The organism is Paenibacillus sp. J31P190, assembly GCF_059692075.1.
Window position 1 is genome coordinate 18,318 of record NZ_JCAUAS010000013.1, and the last position, 14,976, is coordinate 33,293.

Here is a 14,976-nt window from a genome sequence, read left to right on the forward strand (position 1 = left end):
AACGCAAACTATTTCCAGTTGATTACAAACAAAGTAACCGCTTACCTCAAGAAATGGGCGAGTGTCAGCGGAAGTATTTTTACCCCCTACTTAAGTCTAGGTATTCACTTAGCCTCTGGACCGTGTGCCATTTTAAACAGAGGAACTATACTGAAATTATCGATTCTTAGGAGGGTTTTCATTGTGTACAGCATAAGTATTCAAACCATACTGTTCGTCTCTTTGTTATTCGTCATTTTCACCTGGATAGGGAGTGTCAAAGCATCCCGATTACTATATAGCCAGAGTCTGGAACGGATGCACCGCAAAGCAAGCAAGCTGCTGTTCTGGTCATGGTTTCCAGTTATTCCAGCTGCCGCTATCATTGGAGCTATTGTTTGGATGCAGCAAACCATGGATCCGGTCTTCTGGCAAGACCGCGTGTTTATTCAAGCGCCGCTTGTGGTTCTGCCTATTTTGACCATCTGGGTCCTATCGGTTCCCAAACTGATCAAACTGCGGTCCTTAACGAAGCAAAGCTCTGCCGAGCCTGGTGCCGCAATAGAGCCAACTATTTACCATAGAGCTGCTAGCCCCGGTCTCATTATTCCTTTTCAAATGACGGCTCTAGGCGCGTTAACCGCTTTATATTTCTCACTCGTGCCTCCGGTTCCATTTCGGTGGTTGGACATTTCCATACCTTTGGCTGCCTTTGTACTATTAACAGCTGGACTTTGGTGGAGACATCAAATTCGTTTCAAGCAGGTAAGTAAAATGGAAGTTTACGTCATCCCCACCTTTTGGAAACGCGCCTTAACGATGGTAGGTCTTATGGCTGTTGTGGCTGGATCTCTCTATTATTTGTTTATTTTGGCGATGAACAACAGTCAATTACCAGCGGAAATCGATATGGCGAGCGGGACACACGATTATGGCGGTCAGACAGTAACGGCGAATATGAGTCCGCATAATCACGGGATAGAGGGAATGAACAGCTCCTCTGCCAATATGGTGTCTGTCGCTGACCTAAAAGGTCCGAGCGAAGGGACGCCCGATCGTCATTTTACACTTACCGCTCAGAAAAAGACGGTCACACTTAGCTCTGGCAAAACCGTGGATGCTTGGACATACAATGGGCAAATTCCAGGACCGGAACTGCGTATGAAAGAGGGGGAGCTGGTTGAGGTCACTTTGATCAACGAAGATATCGAGCATGGTGTTACCGCGCATTGGCATGGTTTGGATGTGCCAAATGCCGAGGATGGCGTTGCTGGAGCCACTCAAAATGCCGTTATGCCTGGCGAAACTTACACATATCGCTTCCGCGCAGAGCAAGTGGGCACTTTCTGGTATCACTCTCACCAAGATTCACAAGAAGCCGTTAGCATGGGGCTTTTTGGAGCATTGATCGTTGAACCGAAGGTGGAAACCATGCAGCAAGTGAAGGACATCACTGTTATGACCCATCGCTGGAAAGGCAATACTTTCGCCATAGGCGCATCAGATCAATTAGAACGCATGACAATCGCGCCAGGGACGCCCGTCCGCATGAGACTTATTAATACTGACGATTGGGTGCAGCAAAAATACACCCTTGTCGGCACTCATTTTGAGGTGGCGGCAATTGATGGAACGGAACTGAATAAGCCGGGTGTGTTGACCAATACGAATGTGGTTGTGCCTACAGGCGGTCGTTATGACATCACGTTCATCATGCCAGAGCGTCCTGTGTACCTGAATGTAGGCGGCGTTCGCAGCAGCGGCATCTTGATGTCACCGGATGGGAAGGGAGAAATTCCAGAGCTTCCTCAAACGGTCGCTTTCGATCCTCTTCAATATGGGGACCCGACCTCAACACCCTTTGATGCAAATAGCCGTTTTGACAGAGATTTCACCTTGATCTTGGATAATAAACTTGGGTTCTATAATCGCAAACTGGATTTCCTTTATACGTTGAATGGCGAAGTATTCCCGAATACACCAATGCTAATGGTGAAAAAAGGCGATCTCGTCAAAACGACCATCGTGAACCGCGGTAATGTCGAACATCCCATGCACTTACACGGTCATCATGTGCTGGTACTATCTCGCAATGGTAAGCCTTCTACGGGCAGTCCTTGGTGGTCCGATACGCTGGCTGTACTGCCGGGGGAAACTTATGAAGTGGCTTTCGTCGCAAATAATCCTGGATTATGGATGGACCATTGCCATAACCTCGTACATGCCGCAGCAGGAATGACGATGCATCTTATGTATGAAGACGTTACGACACCATTCTCAGTAGGAAGCGGTACGATTAACCATCCAGAATGATTGACTCCGTTTTCATAAAAGAGGGAGGGGATGTCAGAATAGGTAACACAGACTGTTGACAAAATGACCTGTATCGGTTTAGGCTAGAGGAAAGCAAGCAGGAACTGAATACTACCCATTTCGTATAACCTTAATAATTGGATTAAGGGTCTCTACTTAGAAACCGTAAATTTCTAGCTACGAAAAATGTGCGCATGACAAGCATATTTTTCGTGGCTAGTTTTTTTGTGTCCGTTGTTTCATACACTACTAGGAGTAGGAGGTTTATATGATGACAACCATTCTAATTAAAGATGCGCAAATTGTGACCATGAACCGCAATGGAGATATGATTACAGGGGATATTTTCATCGAAAATGACCGAATCTCCGCGATTGGCCCGGATTTGAATCCCGCACAGGTGGATAAGGTGATTGACGCCAAACACCGTACGATCATTCCAGGCTTCATTCAAACCCATATTCATTTATGCCAAACCATTTTCCGCGGCAAGGGGGACGATTTGGAATTAATGGATTGGTTGAAAAAGCGGATATGGCCGCTTGAAGCCTCGCATGACGAGGAATCGATCTATTATTCCGCCATGCTTGGCATCGGTGAGCTGATTCAAAGCGGCACGACGACGATCGTCGATATGGAGACGGTGCACCACACTGACTTTGCTTTTCAAGCTATTGCGGAGAGCGGCATGCGTGCTTTATCCGGCAAGGTAATGATGGACAAAGGGGACGAGGTTCCTTATGCTTTGCAGGAGAAAACCTCCGAATCGCTTCAGCAAAGTGTCGATTTGTTGGAGAAATGGAACGGACACGACGGCGGCCGCATCCAGTACGCGTTCTCTCCACGATTCGTCATATCGTGTACAGAAGAGCTGCTGCGTGAGGTCCGCAGCCTATCGGAGCAGTACCAAGTGAAAGTGCACACGCACGCATCTGAGAATCTCGGCGAGATCGAGATTGTGCAGGCCGAGACTGGCATGCGCAATGTCGTCTATCTCGACCATCTCGGTTTGGCGAATGAGCGCCTTATTCTGGCGCACTGCATTTGGCTTGATGAGGAAGAGAAGCGCATCATCCATGATCGAGGCGTGCATGTGAGCCATTGTCCCGGCTCTAACCTGAAGCTTGCTTCAGGTATTGCCGAGACGCCCGACATGCTGAAGCTCGATATCTCCGTCAGCCTAGGAGCTGATGGCGCGCCGTGCAATAATAATCTCGATATGTTTAACGAGATGCGTTTGGCTGCGCTTATCCAGAAGCCGATACACGGGCCGACGGCCATGAATGCGCAGACGGTCTTCCGCATGGCGACCATCGGAGGCGCCCGCGCAGTCGGCATGGAGAAGGAGATCGGCAGCCTCGAGGTCGGCAAGAAGGCCGACCTCGCCATTCTCGATCTCAACAACTTTCACACGTATCCGTCCTTCGACGTGGATCCGATCTCTCGCATCGTTTATTCAGCGACGCGAGCCGACGTAGAAACGACGATCATTAACGGTCGTATCGTCATGGAAAACCGCATCATGCGGACGATTGACAAGGACATCGTCCTGCCCGAAGCGAACCGCTCCATTCAGCGGTTGCTCAAGCGCGCCAACCTGCGCTAAGCGGCGGCTAACGCATATAGGCCTGCAATCCAACTAGCGTAGCATTAGTTGGATTGCAGGCTGTTTTGCAACTCCCTATAGCCGCAAATTGGATAATACCAACTTGTGTGAGGAGATTGATTGGAGTAATTAGCTCCGTGTACTGTGTTTAGATTACTTGGAGTAGCTAATTTTATGTGATTGATCTCGGGATTCGGGTGGCTGGTGGCTGATGGCTGATGGCTGATGGCTGATAATGGATTCGGGAGAAATGCAGTTGAATAAGAGCCTTTAGAGACTGCTATTTCTTCATTTCCAGCGTATTTTGTAAAAATAAGAGTCCCTAGAGGCTGTTATCCGTCAAGTAAAGTGTGAATTCGAAGAAAAACAATCGAATAAGAGCCTTTAGAGACTGCTATCTCTTCATTTTCACCGTAATATGTAAAAATAGAAGTCCCTAAGGACTCTTAACGTTCAAATGAAGTGTGGATTCGGTAGAAGTATCGTCGGAATCCCTGATATTTTGATGCACTTTTTGCATCTAGCTGTGTGTAGAGCCCACCTCAAATGGCTCTGAGCACAAGGACAAACCGAGTCTATGTCGGAAATATGGGCACCATTACAATTGTTCAAGACGGCATATAAAAGAAAGCCTCCAAACCCACGAACAATCCGTGGACATGGAGGCTTCACTATATGATCACTCGAATGAAGCACGAAGGTCGTTATTTTTCCGTTGAACAGACTTCATCAAATCCGCATTAACTTCTTTCTCATCCGCCATGCTAATCAACGCATGAACATCCTTCGGCAAGCATTTCCCGCCATATCCGCGACTATCCTCATACACGAACGTATGGCTGCGTCCAATTCTCGGGTCCTCGAGCCAAACTTCCCGCAGCTCATTGTAATCAATCCCGTGGGCTCCGGCAATATCATAAAACTCATTGCAAAACGACACTTTAAGCGCAAGGAAGCAATTCTCCATATACTTCGCCATTTCGGCTGTGCGGGCATCCGTCCGACGGATTCTCACTTCTGCGTTGTATACCTGCTGATAGGCACGGATCACAAGGCTAACGTCCTCAGATTCGCCTCCAAATGTAAGCCACGTCCGGTGACGCAAATCCGAAAAGGGGTGATCAACGGTTTCTCCATAGTATTCCGGCTGGAACACGATTCTTTTCCCCGTTCGTTCCTTCATAGCGTCAGTGAACCCTACGGGAACTGTCGAGCGAATCACAATGACTTTGGCTGTCAGCCACATAATCACTTCTTCCACGATGGACGTATCACATTTGCCGCTCGGGAGCGAGGGTGTCGGAACACAGACGAAGACCACATCGCTTTTGTTTACCTCTGCTTGGCTGCCCACCTGCATAGGTGCATCATAAACCGCAGCGTTTGGAAATAAAGCATGTATCGCCTTCCCAACATGACCGTATCCAACAATTCCTATTTTAATCGTCATCAGTCCTCGCTCCTTATGCTTTGCCATTCGGAATTTCTACTGCAGCAATCACGCAGCCACTTTCTCTTCCTCTACCTGCTCCTGTTCATGACGTTTCTTCTGAACGGCAAGCAAGATGAATACCAAGAAGTAGTATCCCCAGTAACCGACGAATTCCTCCAGTGAAGGGTTCTGCGTATAGCCTAGGAAAGCTTTAAAGAAAATGCCGACTTGGCCGTTAATAAGCGGCTCTTTCCCAAAATCACGGAGATATTGCACACCATCAATTGGATGCTCCGGCATAAATCCCGTTATATTATATATTTCACCGATTTGGTGTCCCGCTGTTCGGTACAAACTTCCAATAATGCCCAAATCCTGCATAATTCCGATGGCTTGCACGAACAAACCCGCAGAAATCATCATCAGAAACACACTGGTGATGCGAAAGAACGTGCCCAGCCGAATTTTCTTCGTCCCTTTGAAAAAAAGCAGGCCAATGACGACAGCCAGAATAAGTCCGCCCAGTGCTCCCCAGCTTTCAAGTGCTTTCTGTATGTTTCCTCCTGTTATTGCGGCAAAGAAGAAAACCGTCTCCACGCCTTCGCGCACAACGACTAAGAACGAATGAACGACCATATTAATGGCCCCGCCAATGGTTAGAATATGTGCAACCTTGCTTTGAACCTTCCCCTGCAGTTCGCTATTTTGTTTGCCCATAAACATGATCATATGTGTCAGCAGCCCGGAAGAGACGAGCATGATACCGATTTTCAAGTAATTTTGGCTGCCCATACTGGCGAATCCGGTCAATAAAACCTGGAAAGCCAAGGCCAATCCGTAACTCACGATCAAAGCCAAAAACACACCAACCCATACCCATTTATGCCAGTGCACGGCATCAATACGCGTTAAATACGTAATGATTACACCAACAATGAGAATGGCCTCAAGCGCCTCACGAAACGTAATGAGAAATGCCTGTAAATCCATAATCTGCCCCCTGTTCTCTTCCTTGTTTCAGCATGCTGAAAGACACTTGCGCCTACTAGGCACAAGTGTCTTCGCTATGAACGAAATGATTAACGAAGAATGATAATTTCACCATTTTGGTAGAATACACGTTTGCTGAACAACTCAGCTACAGCACGCAAGGGAATGAATGAGCTTCCGTTTTCGATAATAACCGGTTGATCCAGTTTGACTTTCTCATTCACTTTACCATTCTCTACGACTTGATCGGATCCTAATGTAATTTCTGTTTTCTTACCATCTTTGGTGATGACAACTGTTTTCGTTGCGTCTACCCATTCAACCCCAGCTTGAATTGCCTGGGCAATAACACGTACCGGCACCAACGTACGTCCGCTTTCTGCGTTAATGAAAGGCGCATTTTCAGCAGTGAAAGCAGCGCCATCTACTTGATAATCCTTGCTGCCAATTTTCAAACTTGAACCATCTTTACCAACTTGGAATTTAAGAACTTGGAAGCCATACTCTTGTGCAGCAGCTAGATCGGATGCGTCTACAGCGTTTGAGAATTTCGTTGCCACTTCAACAGCAGCCGCATACTTCTCTTTACCTAAGAAAACTTCTTGGCTAGCAAGGAACATGTTGCCTTCAGCTGCATATCCGCGTGCACCTTGCAAGTCCCCAGCTTCAAGCTTCGTGAATGCTTGCTTCACATATTCGGATACTTTACCGATCATTGTGCGGTGTAAAGCATTTTGGATTTCATCTTTTTTGATTTTGCTTGCATCGCCGGATGCGAAGGCATCTCTCACGAAGTTAGCGTCTGCGACACTGCCGCCTCTGAGGTAGGTGTATACCGGCATATAGAGGAAGTAACCTTCAGTAATCGCTGCCGCTTGATCAGCAGGGGCTTTAGTAGCAATGCTTTCTGCGTATGTAAAAGTAGCGAGTGTGTAGTTTTTGATCAACGTTTTGTCAAGGAATTGACGGTGAACATTGAAGTCATTCAAGTTATTCTCTTTAATATCTTTTTGCATAAGCTCAATCGTTGTTTTCAAAAGTGCAACCATGTTTAAGCTATATTTCGCGTCGCGTTTCACAACGTTTGGTTCTAGAACAGCTTCATAAATTTGTACAACTTTATCAAAAGCTGCTTTCGCTCCGGCAACATCGCCTTTGGTCAAAGCAGGACGCACTTGGTTGTTCACCAAATCACGTACAGCCAAGAAGTAGTACCATTGTAGGCCTTTATCAATCGCTTGTTTCGCTTGGTCGACTTTCAAATCGCCTTTGATAGCACTGTTTAGGACAAGTGTGATGTTCGCATCGATCTTAGGATCATCTGCTTTAATTGTTGTATCGATGCGTTTAACTTCGGTTTGGAATTTATCTACGTATAATTTCTGAACATCTGCAAGTACGGTTTTATCTGTGAAAAGAGCTTTGATATCCGTGAAAGACTTGATGGAGGCAGCGATCGTTTGATCTTCCGTGATTTGGAATTTACTTTCTGCAAAAGCAACCGATGTAACCGTAACAACGCTAGATAAAGCTAGTGAAACACTTAAAGCTACTGCTAGAAATTTACGCATAATAAGTTTCTCCTCTACTCATCTCAAGTTTTGTTTAAGAAATATAAATTAAATCCATTTTCTTTTGCGAGCGAACCATACCCCTCCGCCCAAAAGAACGATAACCCCTCCGATAACAGCTGCGCTGATAAGCGGATTCGTTTTATCGGAACGCTCCATAGGTGCATGTGCGGATGCTGCTTTCGCCGAATCAGCTTGTTTAGCATCTGAACCCGTTGCTTCCGACGCTTTAGCCGGCGCTTCTACTGTCGCTGTAGGCTGAGCCGCTTCCGTTGTTGGTGTAGGACTAGCACTAGCCGTTGCAGAAGGCTCAGGCGACTTCGTCTCCACTGCAGCAGCGGCATCCGGTGCCTTTGATTCTGTCGGTTTAGCATCTTTAGCCGGCGATACCGGTTGTTCTGTCTTGACCCCCGTCTCGTTCTTAACAGGCGCAGTTGTTGTCTGCGGCTTGGGAACAGGAGTGGGTTCACTTGGAGCAGCTGGCTTGACGTAAGCCGTATAAGGGAACAGCGGCTTCACTTTACCATAGATAAAATTGACCTTTTCCTTGAATACATCTGGCTGCACATCCTTCTTCCCTACGCCGAACAACCCAGGATTCCCTAGCGCTTCAAGCGCAGCTTCGAAAGCTTTATTAATTTCACTCGAACCCGCTCCCACATAAGGCTCCAGTGTGTCAAAGGTCGCCTTAGCTTTGGCTAGCAAGAGTTTAGACTCTGCATAATCATCAAGCCCTTTGGTAGCATAGGTAAACCGTCGATCCAAGTTCATGACGAGGACAGCTTTGAAATTAGCAATGACTGCTTTACTATCTTTGGCCTGGAAATTAGCGTCCAGTGTGGCAGCTATTCCATCGCCGAAGTGCGATACGAGTTCTGCTCTTATCTCCTTGTAAGCACTTTCCGCAGCGCCCCAATTGTTCGCTCCATCGCCTACACTGGCTTGAACCAGCTTAAAGGTTTCAGCGACTGCTTCTGTATTGGCGTCACCATACGAATAGGCCAGCGCGGAGGACGGCAAAATGATCAATGCCGCTAGAACAAAAGTCAAACCGGCTAGTAGCCATCGTTTCATGTCTTCACCCCTGATATGATTGTTTGGAACCTCGTTGTCATTGATAATGATAATCATTGTCCATATTTGTGTCAACCATTATTTTACTTTGCCTAGAAGATGAACCCCATCTTAAGGCACCCACTCATATAAAATAACGCGCCCATACGCCGGGTCAAATAGAGCGTCGGATTTAAACTCAGCAAGCTGCTTCAAATGCTCCTTTACCGATTTGCCTTGCTGCTCAAAGCCTTGAACGACATGATCGGTGAGCAGCACACGCCGCTCGGGATTCGCTCCAGCCAACGCTTGAAAGTACCCGTATGTATAGATGCGCTGATGATCGTAGTCGGCCTGCAAGTACTGCAGTACCCTCGTTTCTTCCCATGTAAACAGTAGGAGAGGCTCTTGCAAGCTGCTTACATAGTCATGAAGCTGATAAACAGCCGGTTCTTCCACGGCCTGCCGCTTCTGTAGCTGAGCCCCGTAGACAACTTGAATGGATATGAGGCTAATGAGGAGCGCGTACAGGATCGTTGGCGCTATTCTCAATAGACGCGTCCTATGCATGGATATCCTTAATCCCTCTGCCGTTTGAATGATAAAAGTAAACATAAGAAGCAATATCGGGGCAACGACAGGAACAATATGACGCGGTTTCTCAATATTTTGACCAAAAAGAGCCCAAAGGGTGTACAAAACGGCACAGCCAACGAGCCAGAAGATATAACGCCGATTCTCATTGCCCTGCACACTTGGAGGAACGAATCTCCGACCGATAAACGCTGCAGCGACAATAACGACGAGCCATAAGCCAATGAGAATGGAACCGCCTAGCAGGGCTGATCCCAGTAAATTGTGTCCAATGAGCTGATAGATTCGTTCACCAAGCGGCATCGGGGTAGAGATAACACCGCCGCCCCATTCGGAGAAATGTCCTTCAACGAAAGCCAGAGAGAGCTTCCAGAAACCAGCGAGAGTTCCTTCGGAAAGCACCAAACCAGCTACCCAAAGCAGCTGAAACAGCAGCGCAGCCAAGACCGAGCCCCCCAGTCTCAGCCACCTCCGCCAACCGCTCGCACCGTACTGCCAAATTCCGTACCAGAGCGGTACTAACGCAAGACCGTACGGAAAAAAGGATAGGCGTGTACCCATAAGGAAGCCGAACATTAACAGTGCCAGACCATGACGTAGCATGGAAACGGGACGATCCATCGCAAAGCGGATACTCCAAAGAAACCACCACAATAAGGCCATACCCGCACACTCCGACATGGGACGTGAGGACATGAGCCAGATGTAGGGGCTGCTTAATACGAGCGCAGGCAGTAAAAGACTCTTCATACCGCTGCCCGTCAGACGCTTTGCCAGTAAAAACATAGGAAGCGCGGAGCTTAAGGCTGCTAGGGTATTGAAGACAGATAAAGCTTTAACGGGATCATTCATCCACTGGTCAATAAACCAACCGCCTAGAATAAAATACGGATAACCCGGAAAATGAGGCTGCATAGCGAGTAGATCATACCTATGTAGAGCCAATGTGAAATCGACCTCGTCCCACGTTCGCGCAAAGGGGCTGGCGTAGACAATACTTAGGCACGTCACTCCGGCAATAACAGCAGCTGCGAACAGCGCCAACCATATTGCATAAAGTTTCATATGCCCGCATCATCTCGATTCGTCTGTGGATTCACATTGCGTTTAGAGACAGGGCGTCTCATTTCTTTATAGATTGCCGGGAGTACGGAGGTCACATACTGTCTGAATTTAATGAAGGATTGCCCCTTCGTACGTACTCGATAGGTGATCGGAATCTCCTCCAAGCGATACCCTTGGCGAACCAGATTCAACGTGAGCACCTGAGCATAGTTATAGTCGTGGACAATAACGGCATTCTCCATGGCATCGCGGGAAAACCCGCGCATCCCAGATTGGCCGTCATAAATCCATCTACGCAGCAGGATCGCCTGCAGCAGTGTGAACGTATAGTTGCCTAAGCGGCGATGCAGCTTCATGCCTTGAATTTGCCCTTTGAAGCGTGAGCCAAAGGTGTAGTCCGCCCGCCCGGCGATGATGGGCGCAAGGACATCGGGAATTTGCTCCGGCGGATACTCATTATCCGCGTCAATCATAATGCCAATGTCGGCGCCGAGCAGGCAGCATTGCTTCAGCCCTTCACGAACGGCAGCGCCGAGCCCTTTATTGTGCGGGAACGACACGATGTGGTCGGCTCCCGCTTCCTGAGCTACGGCGACCGTGCGGTCCTTGGACCCGTCGTCGATGACGAGCACCTCCACCTCATACTGAGGGTGGAAATCTCTCGGCACGCGGGCAATAACCCCGCTGATATTCTCTTCTTCGTTATGCGCAGGCATGAAAACGATGATTTTCTTCTTAGTCATGATGCTTAATAGCCTCCGTTAAGACAGGTCCGCGACTATGGCTAGGGAATGGAGCTCCTAGTAGATAAGCTAGGGTCGGAGCCATGGATACGAGGGAATGCTTTTCATCAATACGATGGCCGGCCTCAATCGCTGGACCATGCAGGAAGAAAGGCACATAGCGCTCACCCTCATCCAAATGGCCATGTCCGCCAATACCATCAGCCTGTCCGTGATCGGCACAAATGATGAGCGTCGTATTCTCCATCATGCCGCGATCTTCAAGCCAGCCAACGAATTCTTCAATTAATTGATCGGCTTCGGCAATTTTTTGTGTGTAATCGTCATATAAAACGCCTCGGCTGTGACCCGTTTGGTCAACACCAATCAATTGGGCAACGAGTAAATCAGGGTTCTGTTCGGCCATGATCTTCTTCGCCCGTTCGATAATATTACGATCTGCGACATCGTTATGCATCACAGCGGTCACACTCTCAACATCGTCCCCCATGGAGTCGATTAAGTGCGCTATGCCGAGCAGACGTCCTTTTTTGCCAACTTTACGCAGCGAATCAAAAATACTTTCAACCCGAATCCCCAGCCTCCAAACCATATTGGAGCGAATACCGTGCTCGCGCGGATAAGTACCCGTGAACATCGATGAGAAACATACCACGGTACGCGCAGGATACACGGTTTCCATCCGGGCATACTCCGTGCCTTCTGCTCGCAGTTTCTTCATAAATGGCGCGTCGGCTTCTTCAAAGCGCTCTTTGCGCATCCCGTCCACGACAATCACAATGACCTTCTTATTCAGTGCTTGTCCGCCTGCTTGTACATCGCTTGAATCGCGTGTGTACGTTGGGATTTCTGCTGGTTTCCAGTCAAACAAATAACGATGGAGAATGAAGCTGTATATCAGCAAACCGCCCGCAAATAGAAGCCCCGTACCTACATCAGCGGAAACACCACCCTCGAACTGACGGTAATAATGACTCCATACGAAAAGCAGCAGTAAAAACTTAGGCATCTGCTCCTGCGCATTGCCGCTTGTCGAGTCGCTATTTTTCAGAACTAGCTTCCAGAACCGTGTGAAATTCCACCAAGTCGTCCCAATTCGTAGATGATAGTAAAAAGTGCCCCAGAAATAAACCGTAAAGAAGTAGAACAACCCTAGCGCTAGCAAATACAGCGAGAACTCAGACCGCTCCCAAATCAGCAGCGCAGCAATGAATGGCATCCATAAATAATTTCGCAAAAAAAGCGGAAAATCAAAGCAATAATACAGCACAAAAAGAGGGAGGGTCACGAGCAGCCCCAAACCAGCGGCACTCCAAAAACTAGGATCGGACCATACGCCGATATGATAGAGCAGAAAGACGCCCACAACGAAAATCGGGGTAAACGGTTTTCCCTCATTTAGCAAGTTCCAGCAGCGAGCTGCGACGATTTCAAACGATGAAGCTTTTTTCATATTAATCATCCTTCCGTGCGTTACCATTCAATGATGGTTTTTTGTGACCTTTAAGCCGTGCAATCCAGGTTTTCATCTCGTGCCAACCTAAAGGCATTCGCACAAGTGAATACGCCCCTAACGTGTAGGCAAAAAGAAATTTAAAAGTATGCGACACAAGTGCCGCCCTATAAGCATCCTTACCATCAACACCGAGCAAGACAAGGGACCCGCTCATTGTACTTTCATAGGTACCTATCCCACCTGGAGTTATATGGAATATTTGTCCAGAAATCGTCATGCTATTCGCCCAAACGAGCGAGATTGTCCCAAGCTGCAAGCCGATCATGCGAGCAACAGCAAAGATAACACCAGCTTCTAGGATCCAGCTTAAAGCAATCAAGCCTACAATAACGAGCCCTTTGCCAGAGAGCATTTTAAGATGAAAATAAGCCGAATGCTTCGCTATGAACGGAATTTTGCGAATCACGGGCAGGTAATGCGCTGTTGCGAGAATCACGGTTCCCCCAGCCAACACCGTCACCCAGATCCATGAAGAGGGCAGACCTAACCGAATGATGCCAATTCCCCCAATTCCAGCAAGCACGAGCATATCAAGCAATCGCATGACCGCAACGGAATGGAACGCTTCCTCCCACGATTTCCCGCCATGCTTCATATATAAGCCAGCACGAACGCCATCTCCCGCTTTCACCGGAAGTACATGATTGACGAGCAAGCTATAGCTAATAGCATGTAAATAAATGCTGAATCGCACCTCAGACCCTGTATAAATTCGCCAAGCTGCGGCCTTTAAGAGGAAGGAGAGCAGGTAGATGACGAACATGAAGACCAACCACTCAGGTTGATGGAAAAGAAGCTCTACGTCCCGGAGCCATTCCTTCGAATCGAACCATTGCCATGTCAGAAAAATAGAACAAACGATCAAAAGGATTGCCAGGAAACGAACAATTTGTTTCTTTGTTGGCATATTTGTTGTGACCTTCTTTTAGTTAAGGGTACCTCAAACTAGTTTTATGTGAGAATGAGAATCATGGTCAGTATAGGCGGTTTGGGGGGCTACGTCAACCTAATTCCAGTAGGGGATGCATAGAATTGCCAACAGCAAGACGAACTTACGGACAGAATGACTATAGCGATTCTTTCTCCACAATGTCCTTAAATGTTTTGTTATCATGTTCATTATGAGACATGATCGATTTATTCGAAAGAGAGTGAAGATAAATTATAAATGAAACAATCTTTGTCAGCAGGCTTCGAGCCGCTGGTTGTGTTTTCGCCGAAGATGAGGCCCGGTTACTCATCTCAGCAGCTCGGACGTCGGACGATCTCATCACCATGGTGGATCGTCGAGTCGCCGGTTTGCCTCTCGAACATGTAATCGGATGGGCGGAATTTTGCGGTCTAAAGATAGCCTTGGATCAAGGAGTCTTCGTACCTCGCCACCGCACAGAATTTCTCGTTCGCCAGGCCGCAGCACTCGCACAGTCAGGAGCCATAGTGGTCGACCTATGCTGCGGCTCGGGCGCAGTGGGCACAGCACTGGCTGCCGTCTTAGAACGGATCGAGTTGTACGCCACCGACATCGACCCAGCCGCAGTTCGCTGTGCCCGCCGCAACGTCAGTGGTCACGTATATGAAGGCGACCTCTACGAGCCGCTTCCCGCCAAATTGCAAGGTCGCGTCGACATCTTGGTCGCCAACGCACCTTACGTCCCCACCGAGGCGATCAGGCTGCTGCCTCCAGAGGCCCGGATTCACGAATCTCTTGTGGCGCTCGACGGGGGCGCAGATGGGCATGACGTCCAGCGCCGTGTGGCGGCTGCGGCGCCAATCTGGCTGGCACCGGGTGGCCATCTTCTGATTGAGACTAGCCAGCGGCAGGCGCCGCAGACAATCAAAATTTTCGCTAGCAATGGGCTGATCCCGCAGGTAGCTAGATTAGACGAACTGGACGCTACAGTCGTAATAGGAACCAGGCCCGGCCTGTCCGCAAACGAGACGTGAACCTTGCTTGGCAGAGCAGTAGTAAATAAAAACCCAGTCTAACACTTAATTTTGGTGTTTTGACTGGGTTTTTGTTTAACAACTTTATTTTCGCAGAACAATTTGTTCGATTGTGAATGAATTGTGTTCATTACTCTCATTTTTCGGGTGGGCAATACCTTTTATACTAA

General features: G+C 48.1%; 11 protein-coding genes and 1 riboswitch. Of the genes, 3 read left to right on the top strand and 8 right to left on the bottom strand.

The genetic code is table 11. The annotated features are described in order from the left end of the window. Nucleotides 1–183 precede the first annotated feature (183 nt). Nucleotides 184–2,292 (top strand): multicopper oxidase family protein, encoded by a 2,109-nt coding sequence (locus AC58U0_RS21545; RefSeq protein WP_497381042.1) that lies wholly within the window; start codon nt 184–186, stop codon nt 2,290–2,292. 100 nt (nt 2,293–2,392) lie between these two features. Continuing rightward, nucleotides 2,393–2,492, top strand: a riboswitch (purine riboswitch). 71 nt (nt 2,493–2,563) lie between these two features. Further along, a complete protein-coding gene (locus tag AC58U0_RS21550) occupies nt 2,564–3,898 on the top strand; it encodes a 5'-deoxyadenosine deaminase (RefSeq protein ID WP_497381148.1) in 1,335 nt (444 codons plus the stop codon). A 679-nt stretch (nt 3,899–4,577) separates the two neighbouring features. Here the strand turns inward: AC58U0_RS21550 and AC58U0_RS21555 are convergent. The 8 genes from AC58U0_RS21555 to AC58U0_RS21590 form a co-directional block, all read right to left on the bottom strand. After that, the gene (locus tag AC58U0_RS21555; protein ID WP_497381043.1) at nt 4,578–5,348 is read right to left on the bottom strand and encodes a Rossmann-fold NAD(P)-binding domain-containing protein; all 771 of its coding nucleotides are present in this window, start codon (nt 5,346–5,348) and stop codon (nt 4,578–4,580) included. Between the two features lie 48 nt (nt 5,349–5,396). Further along, nucleotides 5,397–6,320 (bottom strand): FTR1 family iron permease, encoded by a 924-nt coding sequence (locus AC58U0_RS21560; protein WP_057303876.1) that lies wholly within the window; start codon nt 6,318–6,320, stop codon nt 5,397–5,399. Between the two features lie 89 nt (nt 6,321–6,409). After that, entirely contained in the window at nt 6,410–7,891 is a 1,482-nt protein-coding gene (locus AC58U0_RS21565) for a copper amine oxidase N-terminal domain-containing protein (RefSeq protein WP_497381044.1), read from the bottom strand. A gap of 48 nt (nt 7,892–7,939) precedes the next feature. Beyond that, nucleotides 7,940–8,965, bottom strand: a complete 1,026-nt coding sequence (locus AC58U0_RS21570) for a hypothetical protein (protein WP_497381045.1) — start codon at nt 8,963–8,965, stop codon at nt 7,940–7,942. 111 nt (nt 8,966–9,076) lie between these two features. Continuing rightward, the gene (locus AC58U0_RS21575) at nt 9,077–10,603 is read right to left on the bottom strand and encodes a nucleoporin-interacting protein (protein ID WP_497381046.1); all 1,527 of its coding nucleotides are present in this window, start codon (nt 10,601–10,603) and stop codon (nt 9,077–9,079) included. Next, nucleotides 10,600–11,346 (bottom strand): glycosyltransferase family 2 protein, encoded by a 747-nt coding sequence (locus tag AC58U0_RS21580; RefSeq protein ID WP_497381047.1) that lies wholly within the window; start codon nt 11,344–11,346, stop codon nt 10,600–10,602. Before AC58U0_RS21580 ends, AC58U0_RS21575 begins: the two co-directional genes overlap by 4 nt. Next, nucleotides 11,339–12,799: an alkaline phosphatase family protein gene (locus AC58U0_RS21585; protein ID WP_497381048.1), complete on the bottom strand. Its 1,461-nt coding sequence runs from the start codon at nt 12,797–12,799 to the stop codon at nt 11,339–11,341. Before AC58U0_RS21585 ends, AC58U0_RS21580 begins: the two co-directional genes overlap by 8 nt. Before the next feature lies 1 nt (nt 12,800). Further along, nucleotides 12,801–13,769, bottom strand: a complete 969-nt coding sequence (locus AC58U0_RS21590) for a lysylphosphatidylglycerol synthase transmembrane domain-containing protein (protein WP_497381049.1) — start codon at nt 13,767–13,769, stop codon at nt 12,801–12,803. 254 nt (nt 13,770–14,023) lie between these two features. On the opposite strand from AC58U0_RS21590, the gene AC58U0_RS21595 reads away from it, so the two are divergent. Then, entirely contained in the window at nt 14,024–14,806 is a 783-nt protein-coding gene (locus tag AC58U0_RS21595) for a putative protein N(5)-glutamine methyltransferase (RefSeq protein ID WP_497381149.1), read from the top strand. Nucleotides 14,807–14,976: the final 170 nt, after the last annotated feature.